The organism is Bordetella sp. (assembly GCF_051960075.1).
GTDB lineage: Bacteria > Pseudomonadota > Gammaproteobacteria > Burkholderiales > Burkholderiaceae_B > Bordetella.
Window position 1 is genome coordinate 16,840 of record NZ_JBQCER010000075.1, and the last position, 26,537, is coordinate 43,376.

General features: G+C 63.9%; 31 protein-coding genes. 24 read left to right on the top strand and 7 right to left on the bottom strand.

Annotated features, from left to right (window positions below; all coding sequences use genetic code 11):
* Window positions 1–2,535, bottom strand: a complete 2,535-nt coding sequence (locus tag ACTHJ1_RS12690) for a bifunctional diguanylate cyclase/phosphodiesterase (RefSeq protein WP_440192889.1) — start codon at window positions 2,533–2,535, stop codon at window positions 1–3.
* A gap of 42 nt (window positions 2,536–2,577) precedes the next feature.
* Entirely contained in the window at window positions 2,578–4,005 is a 1,428-nt protein-coding gene (locus ACTHJ1_RS12695; protein ID WP_440192891.1) for an NAD-dependent succinate-semialdehyde dehydrogenase, read from the bottom strand.
* A gap of 376 nt (window positions 4,006–4,381) precedes the next feature.
* Between ACTHJ1_RS12695 and rplN the strand changes: the two genes are divergently transcribed.
* From rplN to dsbD, 21 genes are all read left to right on the top strand, one after another.
* Window positions 4,382–4,750: a 50S ribosomal protein L14 gene (rplN, locus tag ACTHJ1_RS12700; protein WP_019937378.1), complete on the top strand. Its 369-nt coding sequence runs from the start codon at window positions 4,382–4,384 to the stop codon at window positions 4,748–4,750.
* A 10-nt stretch (window positions 4,751–4,760) separates the two neighbouring features.
* Complete coding sequence (gene rplX, locus ACTHJ1_RS12705; protein WP_440192894.1) at window positions 4,761–5,081, top strand: 50S ribosomal protein L24; 321 nt, start codon at window positions 4,761–4,763, stop codon at window positions 5,079–5,081.
* Between the two features lie 13 nt (window positions 5,082–5,094).
* Entirely contained in the window at window positions 5,095–5,634 is a 540-nt protein-coding gene (rplE, locus tag ACTHJ1_RS12710; RefSeq protein WP_440192895.1) for a 50S ribosomal protein L5, read from the top strand.
* A 12-nt stretch (window positions 5,635–5,646) separates the two neighbouring features.
* Window positions 5,647–5,952 (top strand): 30S ribosomal protein S14, encoded by a 306-nt coding sequence (rpsN, locus tag ACTHJ1_RS12715; RefSeq protein ID WP_440192897.1) that lies wholly within the window; start codon window positions 5,647–5,649, stop codon window positions 5,950–5,952.
* A gap of 11 nt (window positions 5,953–5,963) precedes the next feature.
* Window positions 5,964–6,359: a 30S ribosomal protein S8 gene (gene rpsH / locus ACTHJ1_RS12720; protein WP_440192899.1), complete on the top strand. Its 396-nt coding sequence runs from the start codon at window positions 5,964–5,966 to the stop codon at window positions 6,357–6,359.
* Window positions 6,360–6,371: 12 nt separating this feature from the next.
* Window positions 6,372–6,905 carry a 50S ribosomal protein L6 gene (gene rplF, locus ACTHJ1_RS12725; RefSeq protein ID WP_440192901.1) on the top strand — a complete coding sequence of 178 codons (534 nt, stop codon included), beginning with the start codon at window positions 6,372–6,374 and terminating at the stop codon, window positions 6,903–6,905.
* A gap of 21 nt (window positions 6,906–6,926) precedes the next feature.
* Entirely contained in the window at window positions 6,927–7,292 is a 366-nt protein-coding gene (gene rplR / locus ACTHJ1_RS12730) for a 50S ribosomal protein L18 (protein WP_330914751.1), read from the top strand.
* Window positions 7,293–7,307: 15 nt separating this feature from the next.
* Window positions 7,308–7,829, top strand: coding sequence for a 30S ribosomal protein S5 (rpsE, locus tag ACTHJ1_RS12735; protein WP_440192903.1), 522 nt, complete (start codon window positions 7,308–7,310; stop codon window positions 7,827–7,829).
* Between the two features lie 3 nt (window positions 7,830–7,832).
* On the top strand, window positions 7,833–8,018 hold the full coding sequence (rpmD, locus tag ACTHJ1_RS12740) for a 50S ribosomal protein L30 (protein ID WP_330914753.1): 186 nt from the start codon (window positions 7,833–7,835) through the stop codon (window positions 8,016–8,018).
* Window positions 8,019–8,027: 9 nt separating this feature from the next.
* The gene (gene rplO, locus ACTHJ1_RS12745) at window positions 8,028–8,462 is read left to right on the top strand and encodes a 50S ribosomal protein L15 (RefSeq protein ID WP_440192905.1); all 435 of its coding nucleotides are present in this window, start codon (window positions 8,028–8,030) and stop codon (window positions 8,460–8,462) included.
* A 14-nt stretch (window positions 8,463–8,476) separates the two neighbouring features.
* A complete protein-coding gene (gene secY / locus ACTHJ1_RS12750; RefSeq protein WP_440192907.1) occupies window positions 8,477–9,802 on the top strand; it encodes a preprotein translocase subunit SecY in 1,326 nt (441 codons plus the stop codon).
* Window positions 9,803–9,811: 9 nt separating this feature from the next.
* Window positions 9,812–10,030: a translation initiation factor IF-1 gene (gene infA, locus ACTHJ1_RS12755; RefSeq protein WP_003806927.1), complete on the top strand. Its 219-nt coding sequence runs from the start codon at window positions 9,812–9,814 to the stop codon at window positions 10,028–10,030.
* Between the two features lie 32 nt (window positions 10,031–10,062).
* Entirely contained in the window at window positions 10,063–10,176 is a 114-nt protein-coding gene (rpmJ, locus tag ACTHJ1_RS12760; protein WP_003805360.1) for a 50S ribosomal protein L36, read from the top strand.
* 45 nt (window positions 10,177–10,221) lie between these two features.
* Window positions 10,222–10,587: a 30S ribosomal protein S13 gene (rpsM, locus tag ACTHJ1_RS12765; protein ID WP_019937365.1), complete on the top strand. Its 366-nt coding sequence runs from the start codon at window positions 10,222–10,224 to the stop codon at window positions 10,585–10,587.
* A 15-nt stretch (window positions 10,588–10,602) separates the two neighbouring features.
* Window positions 10,603–11,004 (top strand): 30S ribosomal protein S11, encoded by a 402-nt coding sequence (rpsK, locus tag ACTHJ1_RS12770; RefSeq protein ID WP_330914758.1) that lies wholly within the window; start codon window positions 10,603–10,605, stop codon window positions 11,002–11,004.
* 11 nt (window positions 11,005–11,015) lie between these two features.
* On the top strand, window positions 11,016–11,639 hold the full coding sequence (rpsD, locus tag ACTHJ1_RS12775) for a 30S ribosomal protein S4 (RefSeq protein WP_440192912.1): 624 nt from the start codon (window positions 11,016–11,018) through the stop codon (window positions 11,637–11,639).
* 212 nt (window positions 11,640–11,851) lie between these two features.
* Complete coding sequence (locus tag ACTHJ1_RS12780) at window positions 11,852–12,844, top strand: DNA-directed RNA polymerase subunit alpha (RefSeq protein WP_440192914.1); 993 nt, start codon at window positions 11,852–11,854, stop codon at window positions 12,842–12,844.
* A 246-nt stretch (window positions 12,845–13,090) separates the two neighbouring features.
* Window positions 13,091–13,480, top strand: a complete 390-nt coding sequence (gene rplQ, locus ACTHJ1_RS12785) for a 50S ribosomal protein L17 (protein ID WP_440192916.1) — start codon at window positions 13,091–13,093, stop codon at window positions 13,478–13,480.
* A gap of 221 nt (window positions 13,481–13,701) precedes the next feature.
* Complete coding sequence (locus tag ACTHJ1_RS12790; protein WP_440192918.1) at window positions 13,702–14,130, top strand: carboxypeptidase regulatory-like domain-containing protein; 429 nt, start codon at window positions 13,702–13,704, stop codon at window positions 14,128–14,130.
* 115 nt (window positions 14,131–14,245) lie between these two features.
* On the top strand, window positions 14,246–14,593 hold the full coding sequence (gene cutA, locus ACTHJ1_RS12795; protein ID WP_440192920.1) for a divalent-cation tolerance protein CutA: 348 nt from the start codon (window positions 14,246–14,248) through the stop codon (window positions 14,591–14,593).
* A gap of 5 nt (window positions 14,594–14,598) precedes the next feature.
* The gene (gene dsbD, locus ACTHJ1_RS12800; RefSeq protein ID WP_440192922.1) at window positions 14,599–16,617 is read left to right on the top strand and encodes a protein-disulfide reductase DsbD; all 2,019 of its coding nucleotides are present in this window, start codon (window positions 14,599–14,601) and stop codon (window positions 16,615–16,617) included.
* Window positions 16,618–16,734: 117 nt separating this feature from the next.
* On the opposite strand, the gene hemB is transcribed toward dsbD, so the two are convergent.
* Together hemB and yihA are read right to left on the bottom strand one after the other, a co-directional pair.
* Window positions 16,735–17,748 carry a porphobilinogen synthase gene (hemB, locus tag ACTHJ1_RS12805; protein ID WP_440192924.1) on the bottom strand — a complete coding sequence of 338 codons (1,014 nt, stop codon included), beginning with the start codon at window positions 17,746–17,748 and terminating at the stop codon, window positions 16,735–16,737.
* Window positions 17,745–18,368, bottom strand: coding sequence for a ribosome biogenesis GTP-binding protein YihA/YsxC (yihA, locus tag ACTHJ1_RS12810; RefSeq protein ID WP_440192926.1), 624 nt, complete (start codon window positions 18,366–18,368; stop codon window positions 17,745–17,747). Before yihA ends, hemB begins: the two co-directional genes overlap by 4 nt.
* 156 nt (window positions 18,369–18,524) lie before the next feature.
* Between yihA and ACTHJ1_RS12815 the strand changes: the two genes are divergently transcribed.
* Together ACTHJ1_RS12815 and ccsB are read left to right on the top strand one after the other, a co-directional pair.
* A complete protein-coding gene (locus ACTHJ1_RS12815) occupies window positions 18,525–20,621 on the top strand; it encodes a cytochrome c biogenesis protein ResB (protein WP_440193064.1) in 2,097 nt (698 codons plus the stop codon).
* A 12-nt stretch (window positions 20,622–20,633) separates the two neighbouring features.
* Window positions 20,634–21,818 carry a c-type cytochrome biogenesis protein CcsB gene (gene ccsB, locus ACTHJ1_RS12820; RefSeq protein ID WP_440192928.1) on the top strand — a complete coding sequence of 395 codons (1,185 nt, stop codon included), beginning with the start codon at window positions 20,634–20,636 and terminating at the stop codon, window positions 21,816–21,818.
* Between the two features lie 257 nt (window positions 21,819–22,075).
* Here the strand turns inward: ccsB and lysA are convergent, their stop codons facing one another.
* Together lysA and lptM are read right to left on the bottom strand one after the other, a co-directional pair.
* Window positions 22,076–23,365, bottom strand: a complete 1,290-nt coding sequence (lysA, locus tag ACTHJ1_RS12825; RefSeq protein WP_440192930.1) for a diaminopimelate decarboxylase — start codon at window positions 23,363–23,365, stop codon at window positions 22,076–22,078.
* Window positions 23,362–23,553, bottom strand: a complete 192-nt coding sequence (gene lptM, locus ACTHJ1_RS12830) for an LPS translocon maturation chaperone LptM (protein ID WP_440192932.1) — start codon at window positions 23,551–23,553, stop codon at window positions 23,362–23,364. Before lptM ends, lysA begins: the two co-directional genes overlap by 4 nt.
* Window positions 23,554–23,636: 83 nt before the next feature.
* On the opposite strand from lptM, the gene cyaY reads away from it, so the two are divergent.
* A complete protein-coding gene (gene cyaY / locus ACTHJ1_RS12835) occupies window positions 23,637–23,966 on the top strand; it encodes an iron donor protein CyaY (RefSeq protein WP_440192934.1) in 330 nt (109 codons plus the stop codon).
* A 63-nt stretch (window positions 23,967–24,029) separates the two neighbouring features.
* Here the strand turns inward: cyaY and ACTHJ1_RS12840 are convergent, their stop codons facing one another.
* Window positions 24,030–26,462 (bottom strand): penicillin-binding protein 1A, encoded by a 2,433-nt coding sequence (locus ACTHJ1_RS12840; RefSeq protein ID WP_440192936.1) that lies wholly within the window; start codon window positions 26,460–26,462, stop codon window positions 24,030–24,032.
* Between the last annotated feature and the right edge of the window lie 75 nt (window positions 26,463–26,537).

The following is a 26,537-nucleotide window of genomic DNA, read 5'->3' on the forward strand; positions in this document are numbered from 1 at the left end:
TCAGATCAGGCGCTTGTCCGTGCGCAGCATGACTGCGAATTCGTCCGGCGTGACGGGTGCGCTGAAATAGTAGCCCTGGATTTCGTCGCAGTTGTGCCGGCTTAGGAAGCGGCAGTGCTGCTCGGTTTCGACACCTTCGGCAATCACCTTGAATTTAAGAGTGTGGGCCAGGGCGATCATGGCCTGCACGATGGCTTCGTCCTCTTTTTCGGTCAGCATGTTGCGAACGAAGGACTGATCGATCTTGAGCGTATCCACGCGGAAACGTTTCAGGTAATTGAGGCTGGAATACCCCGTGCCGAAATCGTCGATGGACAGCTTTACGCCGAGCCTTTTGACCGCGTCGATTGTTGCGATGACGTTCTCGACGTCCTGCGCGATCAGGCTCTCGGTAAGTTCCAGCTCCAGACACCCGGGCGGCAGTTGCGTATCGTGCAGCGTGCGCGCCACCCAGGCTGCCACGTCCTGCTGCAGGAACTGGCGCACCGAAAGATTTACCGCGACGCAGATGCCAGGCAGTCCGGCGTCGATCCAGGCACGAGCCTGGATGCAGGCCGTGCGCAATACCCAGTCGCCGATAGGCACGATCAGGCCTGAGTCTTCAGCGATGGGAATGAACTGATCCGGCGGCACGTCGCCCAGTTCGGGATGGCGCCAGCGCAGCAGCGCTTCGCAACCGGTGATGCGGCCGCTGTCCAGGTTGATCTTGGGTTGATAGGCCAGGTGCAGCTGGCCTGCGCCGACCGCGGCTCGAAGCTTTATTTCCAGGTCGACGCGGTACTGGGTCTCCAGGCTCATGCCGATCGCGAAGAATTGCCAATTGTTGCGGCCCAGTTCTTTGGCTCGATACATCGCCATATCGGCGTTGTCGACCAAGGTCTGGCCTGTCTCGCCGTCCTTGGGAAAAACGCTCACGCCTACGCTGCCTGAAAGATGGATTTTCCGATCTTGCACAACGAGCGGGCGGTCCAGGCACGCGACGATCTTGCGCGCAACCAGGCCTGCGTCGCTCGATCGCGTGAGATGGGTCAGGAGGATAAGGAACTCGTCGCCGCCGAGCCGGGCCACCGTATCGTGCTGGCGCACCAGTATGGCCAGCTGCTGGCCCACGGCCTGAAGCACGGCGTCGCCGAACAGATGGCCGTAGCCGTCGTTGATGACCTTGAATCGGTCCAGATCAATATAGAGCAGCGCCAGCAGCGTGCCGTGTCGCCGGGCATGCGCGATGGCCGTCGCGATCTGTTCCTCGATCAGGTTGCGGTTGGCCAGACCGGTCAGGTGGTCGTACATCGCCATGGTGCGCAGATTCGCTTCCGCTTGCTTGCGCTCCGCGATCATTCGATCCAGCGATTCGCCCAGACGCCGGGTTTCCAGAAAGCTGTTTACCGACGAAGGCTCGCGGGCCTGCGATTCGTCCGGCGCAGGCTGGCCGATGGCTGCCACGCGCCTTTCCAATTCGGCCAGAGGCTTGCCGAAGCGGCGTGCAATGCGTACGGAAAGCAGCACCAGGCCCAGCGCAATGGCCAGGCCCATGCCCAGCACCTCATAGAGCTGGCGGCGCAAGGGCGCTTCGATGAACGGTGCCGCGCGCGAAACGACGAGCAGCCATGACATGCCGCCCTTGAGTTGAATTCGGCGCGCGCCCACCCATTGCGCCGTGCCGTCCAGTGAAATTCGGTCGACGGAAATCTCGGCGCCGGAGGTGCGATGCGCGAGCTGCGCCAGTTCTTTGGGCAGGGGTAGCGGCATGGCGCTGGCGCCCGGAGCGCCGATCAGACGCGGCGTCGGCCCTAATTCCACGACACGCAATTGCGCGTGGTATTCCCTCGAAAGAGAGCGCAGGAAACGGTTCAGGGCCGGCATGTCGAAATCGGCATCTATCACGCACAGCAGCGTTCCATCGCCGTTGCGCAGGGCCTTCACATAACTGAATCCCCAGAGTTCTTCGCGGGTGTCGGTATGGACCACCCATCGATAGACCGGCATCCAGATGCCGCCCGCCGCGCCGTCTGCCAGCGCCGCCTGATAGAAAGGTCGTTTGCGCGGGTCGTAGCCGTCGGTGGGATAGTGCAGATGCGGCACGAAGCCCCTGTCCGTCAGGACAAAGTTGCGTACCGTCGGGTCGATCGGCCTGTCGCCGGGAAAGAGCCAGAGCAGCACGGCGCCATCGGCGGTGCGCTCCAGATTTCCGTATTCGCCGGTTTTCGGCAGAACGATACCGAGATAGCTCAGGTCCGGCTGTTGTTCGAATGCCGCCTGCAAAGTTTGCAGGGCGGGTAGAAGGGTGGCCGAGCCTACCTGATCCGTGCGTGCGACGCGTTCCACGGAACGGGCAGTCAGTTCCGCGGCGTCGATCAGCGCCTGCAGGCGGTCGGCAGACCGCTCCAGCGTCTCTTTGATTTCCTGCCGGGAAGCCCGCTCGGTGCTGGCCACGCCTTGCCAGGCGATGGCGATCAGCAGGGCCAGACCGAGGGCGAGGAGCAGCCCGACAATGTTGGAAACCAGGGCACGCGAGAAAGAAGATGCCGATCGCAAGGCAGGTTCTTTCCGCATGGCGTAGCCCTGGGCGGGAAGGGGTCAGACGTGGGTGATGAACTTGGTCACCAGGTAACCGTCGAACATCTCGGTGCCGCCCTCGCTGCCGATGCCGCTGTCCTTCACGCCGCCGAAGGGTGTCTCGGCCAGTGCGCTGCCGAAGTGGTTGATGTTGACCATGCCGGCCTCGATGCCGTTGGACACCTTGGTCGCCGTTTGCAGCGAGTTGGTGAACACATAGGACGACAGGCCGAAGGGCAGGCTGTTGGCGCGCTTGAGTACTTCTTCCATATCGGTGAAGGGCACCACGGGCGCGATCGGGCCGAAGGGCTCTTCGGTCATGAGCATCGAGTCGTCGGGCAGGCCGGTGATCACGGTCGGGTTGAAGAAAAAGCCCTTGCCCTCGGGCGCGTCGCCGCCCAGCACGATCTTGCCGCCGCGTTTGACCGAGTCTTCGACGAAGCGCTCGATCGCGGGGACGCGGCGCTCGTGCGCCAGCGGGCCCATCTCGGTGCCGGCTTCCAGGCCGTCGCCCACCTTGATGCCCTTGAGCACGTCGGTGAACTTGGCCAGGAATTGGTCATAGGCGCCCTTTTGCACATAAAAGCGGGTGGGCGACACGCACACCTGGCCGGCGTTGCGGATCTTGAACTTGGCCAGCATGGTGGCGGCGCGGTCGATGTCGGCGTCGTCGAACACCATGACGGGCGAGTGGCCGCCCAGCTCCCAGGTGCCGCGCTTCATGTATTGGCCCGCCAGAGCCGCCAGCTGCTTGCCGACCGGCACGGAGCCGGTGAAGCTGACCTTGCGTACGATGGGCGAGCGGATCAGGTAGTCGGAGACTTCGGCCGGCTTGCCCCAGACGATGTTCAGCACGCCCTTGGGCAGGCCGGCCTCGTGGAACATGCGGGCGATCGCCATGATGGCGCTGGGCGAGTCTTCGGGGCCCTTGAGCACGATGGAGCAGCCCGAGGCGATCGCGGCGGCAACTTTGCGAATGGCCTGGTTATAGGGAAAGTTCCAGGGTGTGAAGGCGGCGCAGACACCGACCGGTTCGCGCACCACGATCTGGCGCGCGTCGGGGTTGCGCGGCGGAATCACGCGGCCGTAGAGGCGGCGGCATTCTTCGGCGGCCCAGTCCAGGTGCTCGGAGCAGGACACGATCTCGCCGACGGACTCGGCCAGGGGCTTGCCCTGGTCCAGCGTCATGTTGCGGCCGATCTCCTTGGCGCCGGCTCGGGCCAGCTCGGCGACCTTGCGCAGGATGGCCGAGCGGTCCATGGGCGAGGAGCGTTTCCAGGATTCGAAGGCGCGCTGGGCCGATTCCAGGGCGTGGTCCAGATCGGACTGTGTGGCATGGGGCAACTGGCCCAGGACCTCCTGGGTGGCCGGGTTGACGACGTCTTCGGTCTTGCGGCCGTCGCCGCCGATGAATTCGCCGTTGATATAGAGGGCTAGAGATTCGTACATGATGCGTTCGGGCTCCGAAAAATGGGGGGCGACCGCGGCAATACCGCATGCTCGTGGCCAGGCATCCACCAGTCTAAACCACATGGCGATAAAGTACTTGCGTAAACCCTGAAAGACGCGCTAGAATGCTTAGCTCTTTCCCCAAAAAGTTTGGGGGGAGTGTGCTGGATGGTTGGTCTGGCGCGTGAATGCATCGAAAGCGCGCGCGCCAACAACTTGAAAACACAGGAAATTCCGCAAGATTTCAACCCGGGTTGCTGGGGCAGCGAGAGCCGCGCCAGGAGCCCTACGGGACCAAAACTGGCTGGAATGAGCAAGCCCGGTTCTTAAATGAAGCGGTTTTGCGCAGTTCAGCTAAGTTGGAACAGGAAAAATCATGATCCAAATGCAGACCACGCTGGACGTGGCCGACAACACGGGTGCACGCTCTGTGATGTGCATCAAGGTGCTCGGCGGCTCCAAGCGCCGTTATGCCGGCATCGGCGATGTTATCAAAGTCAGCGTCAAGGACGCCGCCCCCCGTGGCCGCGTCAAAAAAGGCGAAATCTACAACGCCGTGGTGGTTCGCACCGCCAAGGGCGTGCGCCGCAAAGACGGTTCGCTGATCCGTTTCGGCGGCAATGCCGCCGTGCTGCTCAATGCCAAGCTGGAGCCCATCGGCACCCGCATCTTCGGACCCGTTACGCGCGAGCTGCGTACCGAGAAGTTCATGAAGATCGTGTCGCTGGCCCCCGAAGTGCTGTAAGGAGCCCACGATGAACAAGATCCGTAAAGGCGACGAAGTCGTCGTGCTGACCGGCCGCGACAAGAGCCGCCGCGGCACCGTGCTGTCCCGCGTCGATGTCGACCATGTCCTGGTCGAAGGCATCAATGTCGTCAAGAAGCACACCAAGCCCAACCCCATGGCCAACCAGCCTGGCGGCATCGTCGACAAGACGATGCCCATCCATGTTTCCAATATCGCGCTGTTCAATCCTGCCACCGGCAAGGGCGATCGCGTCGGCTTCAAGGAAGTGGATGGTAAGAAGGTGCGTGTGTTCCGTTCCAATGGCGCCGTCGTCGGCGTCAAGGCATAAGGGGCGATAAGACATGTCTCGCTTGCAAGAGTTTTACAAGAACAAGGTCGCCGGCGACCTGAAGACCCAGTTCGGCTACAAGAGTGTCATGGAGGTGCCCCGCATCACCAAGATCACGCTGAACATGGGCGTTTCCGAAGCCGTGGCCGACAAGAAGGTCATCGAGCACGCCGTGTCCGACCTGACCAAGATCGCCGGCCAGAAGCCCGTGATCACCAAGACCAAGAAGGCGATCGCCGGTTTCAAGATCCGCGAAAACTACCCCATTGGTTGCATGGTGACCCTGCGCGGTCAGCGTATGTACGAATTCCTCGATCGCCTGGTCGCGGTTGCGCTGCCTCGCGTGCGCGACTTCCGCGGTATCTCCGGTCGCGCTTTCGACGGTCGCGGCAACTACAACATCGGGGTGAAAGAGCAGATCATTTTCCCCGAAATCGAATACGACAAGATCGACGCGCTGCGTGGGCTGAACATCAGCATCACCACCACCGCCAAGACCGACGAAGAAGCCAAGGCGCTCCTGACCGCCTTCAGCTTCCCGTTCCGTAACTAAGGGGCTGTTGACGTGGCTAAACTTTCCCTCATCAATCGCGACATCAAGCGCGCCAAGCTGGCCGAGAAATTCTCCGCCAAGCGCGCTGAACTGAAAGCGATTATCGACGATCAATCCAAGACCGACGAAGAGCGTTATCAGGCTCGCCTGAAGCTGCAGCAATTGCCGCGCAACGCCAATCCCTCGCGCCAACGCAACCGCTGCGTCGTCACCGGTCGCCCCCGCGGCGTGTTCAGCAAGTTTGGCCTTACCCGCCACAAACTGCGTGAAATGGCCATGAAGGGCGAAATCCCCGGCATGACCAAGGCCAGCTGGTAAGGAGAACAGAAATGAGCATGAGCGATCCCATCGCCGATATGCTGACCCGCATTCGCAATGCGCAGCAAGTTGACAAGGTCACCGTGGCCATGCCTTCCTCGAAGCTGAAGGTGGCCATCGCCGCCGTGTTGGCTGACGAAGGCTACATCGACGGTTTCCAGGTCAAGGGCGACCAGGCCAAGCCTGAACTCGAAATCACCCTGAAGTATTACGCCGGCCGTCCGGTCATCGAGCGCATCGAACGCGTCTCGAAGCCCGGTCTGCGTATTTACAAGGGCCGCAGCAACATTCCTCAGGTCATGAACGGCCTGGGCGTGGCTATCGTTTCGACCTCGCGCGGCGTGATGACCGACCGCAAGGCTCGCGCCAACGGCGTGGGCGGCGAAGTCCTGTGCTACGTGGCCTAAGGAGCAATTCTCATGTCACGTATCGCTAAATATCCGGTCGAACTGCCCAAGGGCGTCGAAGCCAGCATCGGCGCCGGCCAGATCACCGTCAAGGGCCCGCTGGGCACGCTGACGCAGACGCTGACCGGCGAAGTCGCCATCCACCAGGATAGCGGCAAGCTGACGTTCGCCGCGCTGAGCGAAGACCGTCACGCCAACGCCATGTCGGGCACCATTCGTGCGCTGGTCAACAACATGGTCACCGGCGTGAGCAAGGGCTTCGAGCGCAAACTGACGCTGGTTGGCGTGGGTTACCGTGCGTCGATCGCCGGCAACGCCGTCAAGCTGCAACTGGGTTTTTCGCACGACGGCCTGCACGCGCTGCCTGCTGGCGTGAAGGCCGAGTGCCCCACCCAGACCGAAATCATCATCAAGGGCGCCGACAAGCAGGTCGTCGGTCAAGTGGCCGCTGAAATCCGAGCCTATCGCGAACCCGAACCCTACAAGGGCAAGGGCGTGCGCTATGCGGACGAGCGCGTGGTCATCAAAGAGACCAAGAAGAAATAACGGCGCACGCAAGGACGAATCATGGACAAGAAACTCTCCCGTTTGCGTCGTGCGGTTCCGACCCGTCGCAAGATCGCCGAGCTGCGAGTGCATCGCCTCTCGATCTTCCGCTCGAACCAGCACATCTACGCCAACATCATTTCGCCGGAAGGCGACCGCGTGCTGGTCAGCGCTTCGACGCTGGAAGCCGAAGTGCGCGCCGAGCTGGCCGGCAAGACCGGCCTGGGCGGCAACACCGCCGCTGCCGCTCTGGTGGGCAAGCGCGTTGCCGAGAAAGCCAAGGCCGCCGGCATCGAGCTGGTTGCCTTCGACCGTTCGGGCTTCCGTTATCACGGTCGCGTCAAGGCTCTGGCCGACGCCGCCCGTGAAGCCGGCCTGAAGTTCTAAGCGAGGATCAGTCAAATGGCTAAGGTACAAGGCAAGAACGCCGCCGAGAAAGAGAACGACGACGGTCTGCGCGAAAAAATGATCGCGGTCAATCGCGTCAGCAAGGTTGTCAAGGGTGGTCGCACCATGAGCTTTGCCGCGCTGACCGTGGTCGGTGACGGCGATGGCCGCATCGGTATGGGCAAGGGCAAGGCGCGTGAAGTGCCGGTCTCGGTCCAGAAGGCGATGGAACAGGCTCGTCGCGGCATGTTCAAGGTCGCTCTGAAGAACGGCACGCTGCATCACACCGTGGTCGGCAAGCACGGCGCCTTGACGGTGCTGATCTCGCCCGCCGCCGAGGGTACCGGCGTGATCGCCGGCGGCCCGATGCGCGCCATCTTCGACGTGATGGGCGTGCGCAACGTGGTTGCCAAGAGCCTCGGCTCGAGCAACCCCTACAACATGGTTCGCGCCACGCTCAACGGCCTGCGCGCTTCCATGACGCCGTCGGATGTTGCCGCCAAGCGCGGCAAGACCGTCGAAGAGATCCTGGGGTAAATCATGGCTCAGAAGCAGATCAAAGTTACGCTGGTGCGCTCCGTGATCGGTACGAAAGCCGATCACCGCGCCACCGTCAAGGGCCTGGGCCTGGGTAAGGTCAATAGCAGCCGCGTGCTGATCGACACGCCCGAGGTCCGCGGGATGATCCGCAAAGTGGACTATCTCGTCTCCGTCTCGGAAGTCTAAGGAACGGTTATGGAACTCAATTCGCTCAAGCCCGCAGAGGGCAGCAAGCACGCCAAGCGCCGCGTCGGCCGTGGTATCGGTTCGGGTCTGGGTAAAACCGCCGGCCGTGGCCACAAGGGTCAGAAGTCGCGTTCGGGCGGCTTCCACAAGGTTGGTTTCGAAGGCGGCCAGATGCCTCTGCATCGCCGTCTGCCCAAGCGTGGTTTCACGCCCCTGGGTCAGCACCTGTACGCCCAGATCCGTCTGTCGGACCTGCAGGCTCTGCCCATCGACGAGATCGATGTGCAGGCTCTGAAGGCCGCCGGCGTGGTCGGCCAGCAGGTTCGTTACGCCAAAGTGATCAAGTCGGGTGAAGTGTCGCGCAAGATTACCCTGCGCGGTATTTCCGCCACGGCCGGCGCTCGCGCCGCGATCGAAGCGGCTGGCGGTTCGCTTGCTGAATGATTTCGAGGTGACGCGTGGCTAAAGCACAGACTCCTGGCAAGGCTGACCGATACGGCGATTTGAAGCGCCGTCTCGTGTTCCTGGCGCTCGCCCTGGTCGTCTATCGCCTGGGCACGCACATTCCCGTTCCGGGCATCAATCCGGATGCGCTGTCGGAGCTGTTCCGCCAGAACCAGGGCGGGATCCTTGGACTGTTCAACATGTTCTCGGGCGGCGCCCTGTCGCGCTTTTCCGTGTTCGCCCTGGGGATCATGCCCTACATCTCCGCCTCCATCATCATGCAGTTGATGGCGGTGGTGATGCCCTCGCTCGAAGCCCTCAAGAAAGAAGGCCAGGCGGGTCAGCGCAAGATTACCCAGTACACCCGCTACGGCACAGTATTGCTGGCGCTGGTGCAGGCGGTCGGCATCTCGGTCGCGCTGGAGTCGCAGCACGGTCTGGTGGTCGATCCGGGCATCGTGTTCCGCGTCACGACCGTGGTCACGCTGGTCACCGGCACCATGTTCGTCATGTGGTTGGGCGAGCAGATCACCGAACGCGGTCTGGGCAATGGCATCTCGATCCTGATCTTCGGCGGTATCGTCGCGGGTCTGCCGTCGGCACTTGGCGGCCTGCTGGACCTGGTGCGAACCAACTCGATGTCGGTGCTGTCGGCGCTCTTCATCATCGCCCTGGTGGTGTTGGTGACTGCCTTCGTCGTATTCGTCGAGCGCGGCCAGCGCAAGATCACGGTGAACTACGCCAAGCGCCAGGTGGGCAACAAGGTGTATGGCGGTCAGAGCTCGCATCTGCCGCTCAAGGTGAACATGGCCGGCGTGATTCCGCCGATCTTCGCCTCGTCGATCATCCTGTTCCCGGCAACGGTTACGAGCTGGTTCTCGGCCAGCGGCAAGATGATGTGGCTGCGTGATCTGGCCGCTGCGCTGCAGCCGCGCCAACCGCTCTACATCACGCTGTACTCGGTCGCGATCATCTTCTTCTGTTTCTTCTACACGGCCCTGGTGTTCAACAGCCGTGAAACGGCGGACAACCTGAAGAAGAGCGGTGCCTTCGTGCCCGGCATCCGTCCTGGCGAACAGACGGCGCGCTTCATCGACAAGATACTGATGCGCCTGACGCTGGTCGGCGGCCTGTACATCACGCTGGTGTGCCTGTTGCCCGAGTTCATGGTCATGCACTGGAACGTCCCGTTCAATTTTGGCGGCACGTCCCTGCTGATTATTGTTGTTGTTACCATGGACTTCATGGCGCAGGTGCAGGCTTACATGATGTCCCAACAGTATGACTCGCTGCTCAAGAAGGCCAACTTCAAGGGTACGGGTAGCCTGCCGCTGCGGTAGACAGAACAAATGTCCAAGGACGACGTCATCCAGATGCAAGGCGAGGTTCTCGAGAACCTTCCCAACGCAACTTTTCGCGTCAAGCTTGAAAACGGTCATGTGGTGTTAGGCCATATTTCCGGCAAGATGCGTATGCATTACATCCGGATCCTGCCGGGCGATAAGGTCACAGTGGAACTCACGCCCTATGACCTGACGCGAGCCAGGATCGTGTTCCGATCGAAGTGATCGGCAGGGTTTCGGAAAATTAGGAGTCAACCATGAAAGTAATGGCATCGGTTAAGCGGATTTGCCGCAACTGCAAAATCATCAAACGTCACGGCGTGGTGCGCGTTATCTGCACCGACCCGCGTCACAAGCAGCGTCAGGGCTGATCCGGCAACGGACCCCTGAAGCAACGGAACTACTAAGGAAACGTTATGGCCCGTATTGCCGGCATCAACATTCCGCCGCAACAGCACACTGAGATCGGTCTGACCGCCATCTTCGGTATCGGTCGCACTCGTGCTCGCAAGATTTGCGAAGTCGCTGGCGTGCCCGTCACCAAGAAGGTCAAGGACCTGTCCGACGCCGAACTCGAGCGCATCCGCGAAGGCGTGGGCACGTTCACGGTGGAAGGCGATCTGCGTCGTGAAGTCCAGCTCTCGATCAAGCGTCTGATCGATCTGGGAACCTATCGTGGCATGCGTCACAAGCGCGGTTTGCCCGTGCGCGGCCAGCGTACCCGCACCAACGCCCGCACCCGCAAGGGTCCGCGTCGCGCCGCTGCGTCCCTGAAGAAATAATCCGAGGAAGAGAACATGGCCAAGGCTTCTACTGGCGCCGCCTCGCGTGTGCGCAAAAAGGTCAAGAAGAACGTCTCGGACGGCATCGCGCACGTCCACGCTTCGTTCAACAACACCATCATCACCATCACCGACCGTCAGGGCAATGCCTTGTCGTGGGCGACTTCGGGCGGCGCCGGCTTCAAGGGCTCGCGCAAATCGACCCCGTTCGCCGCTCAGGTCGCTGCCGAAACGGCCGGCCGTGTCGCGATGGAATACGGCATCAAGAATCTCGAAGTGCTGATCAAGGGCCCCGGCCCCGGCCGCGAATCGTCGGTGCGTGCTCTGAATGCCCTGGGCATCAAGATCACCAGCATCTCCGACATCACGCCCATTCCGCACAACGGCTGCCGTCCGCCGAAGCGTCGTCGTATCTAAAGGGAACCAACATGGCTCGTTATATTGGCCCCAAGTGCAAGCTCTCGCGTCGCGAGGGTACCGATCTTTTCCTCAAGAGCGCCCGTCGCTCGCTGGATTCCAAGTGCAAGCTGGATTCCAAGCCCGGTCAGCACGGCCGCACCTCGGGTGCCCGTACCTCCGACTACGGCCTGCAGCTGCGTGAGAAGCAGAAGCTCAAGCGCATGTACGGCGTTCTGGAAAAGCAATTCCGCAAATATTTTGCCGAAGCCGAGCGTCGTCGCGGCAACACTGGCGAAATGTTGATCCAGCTGCTCGAATCGCGCCTGGACAACGTCGTCTACCGCATGGGTTTCGGTTCGACCCGCGCCGAGGCTCGCCAGCTGGTCAGCCACCGCGCCATCGAGCTGAACGGCCACACGGCCGACATCGCCTCGCTGATCGTCAAGGCCGGCGACGTGGTTTCTGTGCGTGAGAAGTCCAAGAAGCAAGGCCGCATCAAGGAATCGCTCGACCTGGCAACTAGCATCGGCATCCCCCAATGGGTGGAAGTCGACGCTACCAAGATGACCGGTACCTTCAAGGCCATGCCCGATCGCGCTGACGTCGCCCGCGACATCAACGAATCGATGGTCGTCGAACTGTACTCGCGTTAATCCAATTCGACGCGACCGCGGCACGCAGTTGCCGCGAGCCGAGGCTTCCGAAAGGAATCCGAATCGCGGCCTGTTTCATGGGCCGGCATCGGAATTCCTGCAGGCAGCCTCGGTGTGTTTAGAAAGAATCTTTTTTGCAGCACGTTTTTTCCCTTAATCCATCAGCCTTATCGGTGTAACGAGCCGAGGGTATTGAAAAGGATCCTACCAAGATGTCCACTCAAGGTTTTCTGAAGCCGCGCTCCATCGAAGTCGAACCCGTCGGCCCCAATCACGCCAAGATCGTGATGGAGCCCTTCGAGCGCGGCTACGGCCACACGCTGGGCAACGCCCTGCGCCGCATCCTGCTGTCGTCGATGACCGGCTATGCGCCCACCGAAGTCCAGATGACGGGTGTGGTGCACGAGTACTCGACCATCGCCGGCGTGCGCGAAGACGTGGTCGACATTCTGCTGAACCTCAAAGGCGTTGTGTTCAAGCTGCACAACCGCGAAGACGTGACCCTGGTGCTGCGCAAGTCGGGCGCCGGCGAAGTGCGCGCCAGCGACATCGAGCTGCCCCACGACGTCGAGATCATCAACCCCGACCACCTCATCTGCAACCTGACCGAAGCCGGCAAGCTGGAAATGCAGATCAAGGTCGAGAAAGGCCGCGGTTACGTGCCGGGCAACGTGCGCGCGCTGGTCGAAGACCGCGGCCACACTATCGGCCGCATCGTGCTGGACGCCTCGTTCTCGCCCGTGCGCCGCGTGAGCTACGCCGTCGAAAGCGCCCGCGTCGAGCAGCGCACCGACCTGGACAAGCTGGTTCTGGACATCGAAACCAACGGCGTCATCTCGCCCGAGGAAGCCGTGCGCCAGTCGGCCCGCATCTTGATGGATCAGATCTCGGTCTTCGCCGCCCTGGAAGGCGCCGCGGAAAGCAGCTACGGCGGCGACGCCCGCGGCAGCGCCCCGCAGATCGACCCCGTCCTGCTGCGCCCGGTCGACGATCTGGAGCTGACGGTGCGCTCGGCCAACTGCCTGAAGGCCGAAAACATCTACTACATCGGCGACCTGATCCAGCGCACCGAGAACGAACTGCTCAAGACCCCGAACCTGGGTCGCAAGTCGCTCAACGAGATCAAGGAAGTCCTGGCCGCACGCGGCCTGACCCTGGGCATGAAGCTCGAGAACTGGCCCCCGCTGGGCCTCGAGCGTCCGTAAGCAGTATGCAGTAATCGCGGCAAGCAACGACCGCGAGCCGAGGACCCCGGAGCAATCCGAAGCATAGCCCACCGGGCGAGCATCGGAATTGCGCAGGGCAGCCTCGGCGGCTTAAGAAAGATTGTTTTGCAGTTAGCAGTAGTAAGCCCCTTTCCATCGGACCGCTGCCGGATACGCAGATAGAAGAGCCGAACAACCCGATGACCCACAAAGTCATCATGTAGATTCAGAAAAAGGAAATACACCATGCGTCACGGTAATGGTCTGCGCAAACTCAACCGCACCAGCAGCCACCGTCTTGCCATGTTCCGCAACATGGCCGTTTCGCTGATTCAGCACGAAGCGATCAAGACCACGCTGCCCAAGGCGAAAGAATTGCGCCGCGTCATCGAACCCCTGATCACCCTGGGCAAGCAGCCCACCCTGGCGAACAAGCGCCTGGCCTTCGCTCGCCTGCGCGATCGCGATGCCGTCATCAAGCTGTTCGCCGAAATCGGCCCGCGCTACGCCAGCCGCAACGGTGGCTACACCCGCGTGCTGAAAATGGGCTTCCGCCAGGGCGACAATGCTCCCATGGCCTTCATGGAACTGGTCGACCGGCCGGAACCCCAGGAAGCCGAAGCCAGCGCCGAGTAATCGCGCAGGGCAAGAGCAAGGCATGAGACGGGCCGGGTTGCATAAACCCGGCCCGTTTTTTTATGGCCTCCGGCTCGCGGGTGGGCAGCGAGTCCGCAGGGCGCGGTGCGTGCAGGTTTTGCCGAATGCCTGTCTTCGCGCGAGAATATTCCAGATCGCGAGTCGTCATCGGATCAGCGTTGCTCAGCCTGACGACGGCCAGCACATGTGGGAGAAGATCAATGAAAAAACCGAGCCTTCGAGTTGCCGGAACCCTGGCGGCAGCGGTGCTTGCCATCGCCGGCGCCATGACCACCGCCTATGCGCAGACCGACGGACTGCCCACGATCTATTCGCGTGGCCAGATAAGTTACACGTCCGGCGGCGTGGGCCAGGACGAAGAGCAGGCATTCAAACAGCAGGCGCCGAACTGGCCGCTGGCCTTGCAGTTCTCGGGCGCAGGCGGGCAGTACATCGCCGACATTCATCTCAGCATCATGAAGCGCGACGGCACCAAGGTACTCGAAGCCGTCTCGCAGGGACCGTTCATGCTGGTGAAGCTGCCGCCGGGAGCCTATACGATCCGCGCCGCGTACAAGCATCAAAAGCAGCAAAAGAACGTCAATATCTCCGGGCACGCGTCGGTGGCTTTTCGCTGGAACACGCAATAGCCCCGGTCGTGGGCCAGGCCGTGCTCGCCGATCTGCCGCGCGTCCCGACTCGGGCCGCGGCATCGGCGGCTTTAGAATGAAGGCTTCGGCCCGATCGGGCTTTTGGAAGCTGCCCATGAAAACGAGCGAGAACGATGACGATGTCGTGCTGATATTGAGCAACGCGCCCGATGCTCCTCTGGCCGAGCGCATCGCGCAGCTGCTGGTCGACGGCGGTCTGGCGGCTTGCGTCAATATGGGCGCGTGCATGACCTCGATCTATTCCTGGCAGGGCAGGGTCGAGCGCACCGAGGAAGTTCCGCTCGTGATCAAGACGACCCGTGCCCGGCAGGACGAAGTGGTGCAGGCGTTGGCCAAGCTCCATCCCTATGAAGTGCCCGAAGTGCTGGTGGTGAGCACACAGGACGGGCTGGATTCCTACCTGGACTGGGTGCGGCGGCAGACGCGGGTGCAATGGCATTGAAATCGATGAAACGACTCGTATGGCTGGCTCTGTGCGTGCTGTGCCTGGCGCTCTCGGGCTGGCGCGGCGCATCAGCGCAGAACGAATCCGACTTTTTGCCGCCCGAGAGGGCCTTCGTGCTGCAGGCGAAGATGGCCGCGCCGGACACGCTGTTGCTTCACTACCGCGTGGCGCCGGGGTATTACCTGTACCGCGAGCGGTTTGCGCTGGCGGCGGCGGCGGGCGACGAGCAATGGCTGGGCGCGGCGGTCTATCCCAAAGGCGAGGTCAAGCACGACCCGGTCTTTGACCAGGATATGGAGGTCTATCACCACGACCTGGATGTCCGCGTGCCGCTCAAGCCGGGCGCGGCGGGGTCGTGGGTGCTGACGGTGACCAATCAGGGCTGCGCCGAGGCGGGCATCTGCTATCCGCCCATGGATCATGCCGTGACGCTGAAGCCCGTGGCCGACGGCTATGCGGTGGCGGGCGTCGATTTGCCGCAAGCGGGTGCTGTGGCGGCGCCGGCGACGGGCGGCTTGTTCGCGCCTGCGGCAAGCAGCGCGCGCGGGCTTGGCCTGTCGTCGGCCATGGCGCGCAGCGCGGGCGTCGATACGCCGCAGGCTGCGTCTCCTATCGCATCCACCGCGTCCGGCACCCCCTCTGCGGCGGCCGCTGCGATGCCTGCGAGCCCGGCAGCCCTCGGCGCGCTGCTGCAGGCCGGCGACACCGGCCTGGCGCGGGCTCTGGGCGGTCTGGGCTGGGTCAAGACGGCAGGCGTGTTCCTCTTGCTGGGCGTGCTGCTGTCGTTCACGCCCTGTGTGCTGCCCATGATTCCCATCGTATCGGCCCTGGTGCTGGGCGGCGCGGCGCGGCCCTCGCGTTGGCGCGGCCTGGGTCTGGCGGCGGCGTATGTGCTGGGCATGTCGGTGGTCTACACCGCGCTGGGCGTGGCTGCCGGGCTCTCCGGCGCCGGCTTGGCCGGCTGGCTGCAGACGCCCTGGGCGCTGGGCATATTTGCGTTATTGCTCGCGCTGTTGGCACTGGCCATGTTCGACGTCTATGTCTTTCAGGTGCCGACGCAGGCGCAGGCGGGCCTGAGCGCCTGGGCCAATCGCATGCCGGGTGGCCGCCATACGGGCGCGCTGATGATGGGCGCCGTGTCGGCCCTGATCGTCGGGCCCTGCGTGGCCGCGCCGCTGGCGGGGGCGTTGCTGTATATCTCCCGCACCGGCGATGTGCTGCTCGGCGGTTCGGCGCTATTCGCGCTGGCCTGGGGCATGGGCGTGCCGCTCCTGGCGGTGGGCGGCTCGGCAGGCGCCTTGCTGCCGCGCACGGGGCCGTGGATGGAATCGATCAAGCGTCTGTTCGGCATGCTGCTCCTGGCCACGGCCTGGTGGATGCTCATGCCGGTGCTGCCGGGCTGGACGCAGATGCTGGGCTGGGCGTTTCTGGCCATTGCGAGCGCCGTGATGCTGCGCGCCTTCGACGCGCTACCGGCCGAGGCCGGCGTGGGGCGTGTGTTCGCCAAGGCATTGGGGGTGCTGCTGGCGCTGGCAGGCGTGGTCTGGCTGGTGGGCGCGGCCAGCGGCGGGCGCGATGTGCTGCGGCCCTTGCTGCAGTTGAGCGCGTCGGCGCGCATGCAGGAGACGACGCAAGTCGCGGGGCACGCAGGCAACGCGCCGCAGCCGGCGTTCACCGCGGTGCACAGTGTGGCGGAGCTCGATGCCGCGCTGGCTGGCAGCAGCAAACCGGCCATGCTGGATTTTTACGCCGACTGGTGCGTGTCGTGCCGCGAGATGGAGCGTTATACCTTCAGCGACGCGTCGGTTGCCGCGCGCATGGACCGCATGCTGCTGCTGCGCGCCGACGTCACGGGCAACAGCGTCGCCGATCGCGCGCTGCTCAGGCGCTTCAGGCTCTTCGGCCCGCCGGGCACGGTCTTTTTCGCGCCCGGCGGCCGCGAACTGGCCACGCGGGTCATCGGCTACGAAGACGCCGGCCGTTTCGGCGCGGCGCTCGATACGGTATTGAAGACGCAGTAAAGAAGATCGTGCGCGCCACGGCCGAGCAAGTCGACGTGCGTTCGATGCCGATTCAAGCGGCGCCAAAGCAAAACGCCCTCCATGGAGGGCGTTCGCGATGCCAGCAACAAGAACCACTCAATCCCGCTTGAGCAGCCTGGCTGCCTCGACGGCGAAATACGTCAGGATGCCGTCTGCGCCGGCGCGCTTGAAACCTAGCAGGGCTTCCATCATCACCTTGTCGTGATCCAGCCAGCCGTTGTTGGCGGCGGCCTTGATCATGGCGTATTCGCCGCTCACCTGATAGGCGAAGGTCGGCACGCCGAAAGCGTCCTTCACGCGGCGCAGCACGTCCAGGTAGGGCATGCCGGGCTTGACCATCACCATATCGGCGCCCTCGGCGAGGTCGGCCGCCACTTCGCGCAAGGCCTCGTCGATATTGCCCGGATCCATCTGGTAGGCCTGCTTGCTGGACTTGCCCAGATTGGAAGCCGAGCCCACCGCGTCGCGGAAGGGTCCGTAGAAGGCGCTGGCGTACTTGGCCGAATAGGCCATGATGCGCGTGTGGATGAACTGCCTGTTTTCGAGCGCCTGGCGGATGGCGCCGACGCGGCCGTCCATCATGTCGCTGGGGGCGACGATGTCTACGCCGGCCTGCGCCTGCACCATGGCCTGCTTGACCAGCACCTCGATGGTGGGCTCGTTGAGCACGTAGCCATGCTCGTCGATGAGCCCGTCCTGACCGTGGCTGGTGTAGGGGTCCAGCGCCACGTCGGTGAGGATGCCCAGCTCGGGAAAGCGTCTTTTCAACTGCGCCACCACCGACGGGATGAGGCCGTTGGGATTGGCGGCCTCGATGCCGTCGGGCGTCTTGAGGGCAGGGTCGATCACGGGAAAGAGCGCCATCACCGGGATGCCCAGCGCCACGCATTCTTCGGCCACGGGCAGCAGGGTGTCGAGCGAGTAGCGCACTACGCCCGGCAGCGAGGGCACGGGCTGAGAAAGGCCTGCGCCCTCGGCCACGAACACGGGATAGATCAGGTCGTCGACGGACAGTCTGTTTTCGCGCACCAGGCGGCGCGTGAAATCGTCGCGGCGCAGACGCCGGGGGCGGGCGGTGGGATAGCTGGCGGAAACGAGGTATTCAGTCATGGCACGACCTGCGGAGAAATCCAGTTCTCGACGGCCAGCGTGGCTTCAGGCAGGCCGATGCGATCGGTGGACGAAAAGGGAATGGCGTTGAGCTGGCCGATGTCGGCGAGTTCCTTGCGCACGGCCTGCACCGCCCGCACGCGCTGGCCGTAGGGCAGCTTGTCGGCCTTGGTGAGCAGCGCCAGCACGGGCCGGCCCGTGGGCGCGATGAAGCTGGCCAGGCGCCGATCCAGGTCGGTCACGCCGCGGCGGATGTCCAGCAGCAGCACGATGCCGGCCAGCGACGAGCGGTCGCGCAGATAGCCGCCCAGGATGTCGGCCCAGGCCTCTTTCTCGCGATGCGCCACCGACGCGTAGCCGTAACCCGGCAGGTCGACCAGAAAGCCCAGCTGCCCGCTCGGATCCAGCGGATCGGGCAGACCGAAGAGATTGATCAGGCGTGTGCGGCCGGGTGTCTTGCTCGAGAAAGCCAGGCGCTTTTGGTTGCACAGCACGTTGATGGCCGAGGATTTGCCGGCGTTGGAGCGGCCCACGAAGCAGACTTCCGGCGCGCCGGGGGGCGGCAGCTGGTCCAGTCGGGCCGCCGACACAAAAAATGAAGCGTGTTGAAGTAGGGACACGTCGGATGCCTAGGTCGAGGGCGAATGGTGGACCGCAGCGCAACGATGACATCGCGCGGGCGGCCGTGAATCCCACATTGTACGATTTGGCGTCTCGCGCCTGCGCGCACGGCAGTTCGCCGTCAGCACGGCAGCGGTATGCTGTTCTCCGACATGATGAGCCGTACGTCTTCCCGCCCCGTCCCGCGACAGATATTGAGCGCATTTTTCGAGCTGCTCGGCTCGATGCGTTTTGCCGTCAGCCTGCTTGGCATCCTTTGCGTGGCCAGCATCGTGGGTACGGTGCTGCCGCAGAACAGCCCGGACAGCGCCTATATCGATCAGTTCGGCCCGTTCTGGTTCGAGGTGTTCGATCATTTTTCGCTGTGGCGCGTCTATAACAGCGGCTGGTTCCTGGTGATCATGGCCTTTCTGGTCGTGTCCACCTCGATCTGCCTCACGCGCAACGCGCCGCGCATGCTGCGCGATGCCCGGTCTTTTCGCGAGTATGTGCGCGCCGATAGTCTGCGCGCTTTTGCGCATCGCTTCGAAACCCGCTGTGCCATGGCTCCGGAGCCTGCCGCCCAGGCCCTGAGCAGGCTGTTCAAGAGCCAGGGCTATGCCGTGCGTGTGCGCCGCGACGCGGCGGGGCTGATGGTGGCGGCCAAGAAGGGCAGCGTCAACCGCCTTGGCTATATTTGCGCGCACTCGGCCCTGATCATCATTTGTCTGGGCGGATTGGTCGATAGCGACATGTCGCTGCGCCTGCAGATGTGGCTGGGCGGCAAGCAGCCCGTGGTGGGCAATATGATGATCGCCGACGTGCCGGCCAGCGGCCGGCTGTCGCCGCGCAATCCGAGCTTTCGCGGCAATATCCTGGTGCCCGAAGGCGGGCAGACGTCTTCGGCGGTGGTGATGGTGGGCGACGGTGCGCTGGTGCAGCCGCTGCCCTTCACGCTGCGGCTCAAGCATTTCGTGGTGGACTATTACTCCACCGGCATGCCCAGCCGCTTCGCCAGCCAGGTCGAGGTCACCGATCCCGCGACAGGCAAACGTTTTCCCGCCACCATCGAAGTCAATCACCCGCTGCACTACAAGGGCATCACGGTGTACCAGTCGAGCTTCGACGACGGCGGCAGCCAGGTGACGCTGGCAGCCTACCCCTTGAAGGGCGTACTGGCGCGGGGCGCCACGGTGCAGGGCACGATAGGCAAATCGCTGACGGTCGATCCTGCCGCCGCCGGCGCGGCCGTGGCGCAGCAGGGCGGCCATGCGCCGTCCGACACGCTGCATATGGATCTGGCCGCGCTACGCGTCATCAACGTCGAGAACATGTCGAGCGGCGCGCCGGTCGATCACAAATCGCTAGAGCAAGAACTGGCGTCGGTCACCGGCAGCGCCGCAGGCAAGAAGAACGAGAACCTGCACAACATCGGCCCCAGCATCGAATACCGCCTGACCGATGCAGCCGGGCAGGCGCACAGGTTCCGCAACTACATGGCGCCTGTCACGCTGGATGGCGCTTCGGTCTTTCTCGTGGGCGTGCAAGGCAATGACGGCGCCTATCGCTATGTGCGCATTCCCGCCGATACGCAGGGCTCCTTGGCGGAATTCGCGCGCCTGCGCGCGGCGCTGGCCGACCCCGATATGCGGCGCGCCGCCGCGCAGCGCTTCGCCGCTGCCAGCACGTCGTCGCCGGTCGATACCTCGGCCTTGCAGGCCGCCGCGCAGCATGCGCTGGACACCTTTGCAGTCGGCGGCCTGCAAGGCGTGGCCGACCTGCTGCAGGCCAATACGCCGTCCGATCAAATGAGGCACGCGGCCGACATGGTGGTGCGCCTGATCGGGGCCAGCATGGCCGAGCTGAACGACCTGGCGCGCCAGCGCGACGGACTGCCCGCGGCGCCGCGCACCGACGCGCAGGCCCGGTGGACGCGCCTGGCCGTCGCAGCCTTGTCGGATCTGGCGCATTACCCGGCGCCGGTCATCTACGAACTGGACGATTTCAATCAGGTGCAGGCCAGCGTCTTCCAGATCACGCGCAGCCCCGGCGAATACGGCGTGGTGCTGGGGGCGCTGCTGCTGATCGTCGGCATCTTCACCATGTTCTACCTGCGCGACCGGCGCATCTGGGCCTGGGTACAGCCCGCCGACGGCGGCGCCACGGTGCTGGCTGCCATGACCACCCAGCGGCGTACACTCGATTTCGACCAGGAGTTCGAGCGATTGCGCGCGGCCGCCACGACGCTGGACGCGGCGCCGCGGGCTCACTAAGCAAGGGCAAGCATGACCACCGACTCTACGACTTCGTCCTCACTCTGGCAGACTGTGCCGCTGGCCGGCGGCGATAGCCGGCCGCACCGCGGCCGTCCCGACATGTCCGACATCGTGTTCTTCCTGGCGCTTGCCGCCAGCGCGGGCTGGACGCTTGCGCATCACGGCAGCGCGATGGACTACTACGAGAAGCTCATCCTGTGCGCCGGCGTGCCGGTGCTGACCTGGCTGGGCTGGCTGTGGCGCCCGATGCGCGTGCTCCTCGTTGCCTGCGGCCTGGCCGCGGGCCTGGCCGTCGCGCTCTACGGCCACGACCTGTCGCGCGCCGAGCACGACCTCCTGCTCAAGTATCTGCTGTCCTCGCAGTCGGCCATTCTGTGGATGAGCGCGCTCTTCATCTTGGCCACGGTTTGCTACTGGCTGGGCTTCTTCAGCCCGACCTGCGCCTGGCTGGGCACGGCCTGCACCTGGGGCGCCGTCTTCGCGGGCCTGACAGGCATGCTGGTGCGCTGGCGCGAAAGCCACCTCATGGGCCCCGGACTGGGCCATATCCCCGTGAGCAATCTGTACGAAGTCTTCGTGCTGTTCTCGCTCATCACCGCGCTCTTCTACCTGTACTACGAACGCCGCTACGCCACGCGCGCGCTGGGCGGCTTCGTGCTGCTGGTGATCTCCGCGGCGGTCGGCTTTCTGCTCTGGTACGCGCTTACGCGCGACGCCTGGCAAATACAGCCCCTGGTGCCGGCTCTGCAAAGCTGGTGGATGAAACTGCACGTGCCGGCCAACTTCATCGGCTACGGCTCGTTCTCGCTCTCGGCCATGGTGGCCTGCGCCTACCTGGTCAAGCAGCACTTTCCCGGCGGCCGCCTGGCCCGCGCCCTGCCCGCGCCGCAAGTGCTCGACGACCTCATGTACCGCTCCATCGCGGTGGGCTTCGCCTTCTTCACCGTGGCCACCGTGCTGGGGGCGCTATGGGCCGCCGACGCCTGGGGCACCTATTGGCAGTGGGACCCGAAGGAAACCTGGGCCCTGATCGTCTGGCTGAACTATGCCGCCTGGCTGCACATGCGATTGATGAAAGGCCTGCGCGGCAGCATGGCCGCCTGGTGGGCGCTGGTAGGCCTCCTGGTGACCACCTTCGCCTTCCTGGGCGTGAACATGTTTTTGTCAGGCCTGCACTCGTACGGTGAGCTGTGATAGCTGTGAAGCCCTGACGAATTAAGCGCTAATGCAAGTCCGTCTGGGCCGCGTGCCCGGTCGAGCGACTTAAGAGTCGGGGCAGTCCCGAAGGGACTTTGGGCGCTGCTTGCCGCCGGGCCGCCCCAAGGCAAGCGCCCCCTTGGGGGGCTTGGGGGTACTTCCTCGCGGCGCCCAAACCCGACTCTTCGGGGCCGGCCGGGCACACGGCCCAGACGGACGTCTTATGAACTCAAATAACAAACGCCCACGAACAACTACGGCAACGTAGACTCGCCCCGCATCACATCCGCGATCGACTCCCGCTGACGCACTACGTAGTACTTCCCGCCATCCACGATGACTTCGGCAGGCCTAGGCCGGGAGTTGTAGTTGCTGGCCATGGTCATGCCATAAGCCCCCGCCGACTCCAGCGCCAGCACGTCGCCTTGCTGCACGCACAGCTCGCGTCCTTTGGCCAGCCAGTCGCCGCTTTCGCAGATCGGCCCCACCACGTCGTACGTGCGCGCCTCGCCCGAACGCGGCCGCACCGCGCGCAGACCGTGCCAGGCCGTATACAGCGAAGGCCGCAGCAGATCGTTCATGGCCGCATCGACGATGGCGAAATTGCGCGCCTGCGCATGCTTGAGAAACTGCACCGTGGTCAAGAGCACGCCGGCATTGCCCACCAGCGAACGGCCCGGCTCCAGCACCAGATGCAAATGACCGTAGCCGCGTGCGGCCAGGCGTTCGAACACCTGATCGAGCAGCGCCTTGGGCGAAGGCGGGACCTCGTCGGTATAGCGGATGCCCAGGCCGCCGCCCAGATCCAGATGCTCGATGGCGATGCCTGCGGCCTTGAGCGTGTCGACCAGATCGATGAGCTTTTCCAGGGCATCGAGATATGGGCTGATATCGGTGAGCTGCGAACCGATGTGGCAGTCCACGCCCACCACCTCCAGGCCCGGCAGGCCGGCCGCGACGCGGTAGGCCTCGGGTGCGTCTTCGATGGCGATGCCGAATTTGTTTTCCTTCAGGCCCGTCGAAATATAGGGGTGAGTCTGCGCATCCACGTCGGGATTTACGCGCAGCGATACGCGCGCGCGCCGGCCCATGCCCTGGGCCACGTCCGACAGGCGATAGAGCTCGTCCTGCGATTCGACGTTGAAGCATTTGACGTCGGCCTCGATGGCGGCGCGCATCTCCCAGGCCTGCTTGCCCACGCCCGAAAACACGACCTTGGACGGATCGCCGCCGGCAGCCAGCACGCGCGCCAGCTCGCCGCCGGACACGATGTCGAAGCCGGCGCCCAGACGGGCGAATTCGCCCAGCACGGCCAGATTGGAATTGGCCTTCATGCCGTAGCAGACCAGCACCGGTCGATCGCCGATGGCCTGCTGGTAGCGGCCCAGGGCGGCGCCCAGCGCGGCGCGCGAGTACACGTATAGCGGCGTGCCCAGCTCGGCAGCCAGCTTGTCCAGAGGCACGACTTCGCCATGCAGCACGTCGTCGCGGTAATGAAAATGCGGATGACCGATCATCTCGGCGTGGATGGCGCAGACGCTCATTGCTGGAATAGATCCGGTACGGGTTGGGCGGGCCGGGTGCCGTCGGGGACGGAATTGCCTGGCGCGGCGACCCCCTCTTGCTTGAGTGCGGGCGGCGGCACGGGCCGGTGATGATCCTGCGGGCTGCCCGGCAGATACAGCGGCCCTTTGTAGCCGCAGGCTGCCAGCACGCCGCAGGCGGCCAGCATGGCTACAATGCGAGAGATGGAACGGCTGCGTGCCGAGTGCGCGAAATGCACAGAAGACTCCGTAATCGATGGCATGTTGGATTATGACCGAAACCGAATTCCTTGCCCTGGTAGACCAGGTGCTCGACAGCATCGAGAGCCAAGCCGACGACTGGTCGTCCGCGACCGACCTCGACATCGAAACCAGCCGTAGCGGCCACGTGCTGACCCTGGTTTTCGACAACGACATCCATGTCGTGATCAATTCCCAGGCCCCCATGCGCGAAATCTGGGTGGCGGCGCGCAGCGGCGGCTTTCACTACCGCTACGACGGCCGCAGCTGGAACGATACGCGCGGCGGCCCGCCGCTGCCCGAAGCGCTGTCGCAAATCTGCTCCGCGGCGGCCGACACGCCGCTGACCGTGCATCTTTGATTTGAAACGCGGCCTGGCATGCAAACGAACCCGGCGCGATGCCGGGTTCGCTCATTCAGGCGCTCAATGACCGACCTTGCTGCTGCCTGCGAGGTTGTTCAGGAAATCGCCCAGCGAATCCGATTGCGCCGGCGCTGCTGCGCTTCCCGTATCGGCGGTCTGGGCGTTGCCGCCCAGGCCTAGCGAGGCAACCGACTGGCCGGGCGGGTAATCCGAAAGATATAGCTCGTTGTTCGCTTCGATGACGCCATCGGGCTTGGCGCGCGGCGTGGGCATGGGCAGGTTCTTGACCGCTTCCTGCATATAGCCCAGCCAGATCGGCAAGGCCACGCCGCCGCCGGTCTCGCGCGCGCCCAGCGACTTGGGCTGGTCGTAGCCCAGCCAGGCCGTGGCTTCCAGGCCCGAGGTATAGCCGGAGAACCAGGCGTCCATCGAATCGTTGGTGGTGCCCGTCTTGCCGGCGACGATGCGCTTGAGCACGGCATGCGCGCGCGCGCCTGTGCCGTAGGTGGCCACGCCTTCCAGCAGATTGTTCATGATGTAGTCGACGCGCGGGTCGATGGCGCGAATCGATTCGTCGCCGGCCTCGGCGGGCTTGGCCTGCATGATCGTCTTGCCGTCGCTGTCGGTAACGTGGTCGATCAGGTAGGGCGTGACGCGAAAGCCCCCGTTGGCGAACACCGAATACGCGCCGGCCAGCTGCAGCGGCGTCACCGTGCCTGCGCCCAGCGCCATGGGCAGCACCGCCGGTTGGCGCGACTTGTCGAAACCGAAGCGCGTCAGGTATTGCTGCGCATAGGCCGGACCGATAGCCTGCATGATGCGCACGGTGACCATGTTCATGGACTTGTACAGCGCCTGGCGCAGCGTGAGCATGGGCTCGTATTCGTCGCCGTAGTTCTTGGGCGCCCAGGGTTTGGAGCCGGTCTGCGCGGCCGTCAGGAAGAACGGCTCGTTGGAGATCTGCGTGGCCGTCGAGAAACCGCGCTCGATCGCGGCAGCGTAGATGAAGGGCTTGATGTTCGAGCCCGGCTGGCGCCAGGCCTGCGTAACGCGGTTGAAATTGCCGCGATAGAAGTCGAAACCTCCCACCATGGCGCGGATGGCGCCGTCGTTGGGTGTGAGCACGACCAGGGCGGCCTGCACCGCGGGATAGTTGATCACTTCCCAGTTGCCGTCAGGGTCTTTATGCACGTAAACCACCGAGCCGCGCTTGATGCGCACCTCGGGCTTGGCTTTGTCGCCCAGCGCGCGCGCCACGGTCGACAGCGCTTTTTTGTCGTTGACGGTGACGATTTCCTTGGAGCTGCGCGCCACGGTGATTTGCGTGGGGCTGGCCGAAAGAACGACGCCGGTCAGCAAGTCGCCGCCGCTGTCGGGATACTTCTCGAGCACGGCGTCGATGATCTCGTCCAGCTTCTGCGGATCCTGCTCGACGTTGGCCGGCAGGTCGATGTTTTCTTCCGGGCCGGGGTAGGGGGCGCGGCGCGTGTAGTCGAGCACGCCGTCGCGCAGCGATTGATAGGCCAGCTCCTGATCCTTGGCCCGCACGGTGGTGTAGATATTGATGCCGCGCGAATACAGATCGTCGTGGTAAATGTTGTAGAGCAGCTGGCGGGCCAGCTCGGCTACGTATTCGCCGTGTATCTGGAATGCGCCGGGCGCCGTGCCGGCGCTCGAGCGCGTCACGATTTTCTGGGCCATCGCGGCCTGGTATTCGGGCTGGGTCAGATAGCCCAGGGCCAGCATGCGGCCCAGCACGTAGTGCTGTCGGACCTCGGCGCGGGTCAGGTTGGACAGCGGATTGAAGCGCGAAGGCGCCTTGGGGATGCCCGCGAGCATGGCGGCTTCGGCCGGCGTCAAGTCGGCCAGCTTCTTGCCGAAATAGGTGCGCGCCGCGGCTGCGAAACCATAGGCGCGGTGGCCCAGGTAAATCTGGTTCATGTACAGCTCGAGGATCTGGTCCTTGCTGAGCTGCGATTCGATCTTGAAAGTGAGCAGCAGTTCGTAGAACTTGCGCGAATAGGTTTTCTCGGACGAGAGATAGAAGTTGCGCGCCACCTGCATGGTGATGGTGCTGGCGCCCTGCGCCTTGGAGTCCTTGACCAGATTGGTGACCGCTGCGCGGATCACGCCTGTCCAGTCCACCCCGCCATGCTGATAGAAGCGGTCGTCTTCCGCCGAAAGCACCGCCGCCTTCATGAGATCGGGAATCTCCGAAAAGCGCAGCACGTCGCGGCGTTCTTCGCCGAACTCGCCGATGAGCGTCTTGTCGGCCGTGTACACGCGCAGCGGTATGCGCGGCCGATAGTCGGTCATCGCGTGCAGGTCGGGCAGATTGGGCCAGGCCAGGGCCATGGCCATGGCACCCAGCAGCACGCCGCAAAGGCCCAGGCCGCCGAAGAAAATAACGGCCTTGAGAATGAATCGCAGGATCCAGGGGGTGCCCGCTATGGGTTGCGGATCTTGCTTGGGGGAATTTTGTCGGGTGCGCATCGCGGCGATTTTACTTTTGAACTCAATTCAGTTCGGGCAGGGGGCGCCGGGGCGCTGTAACAAATGGTCCGGGCT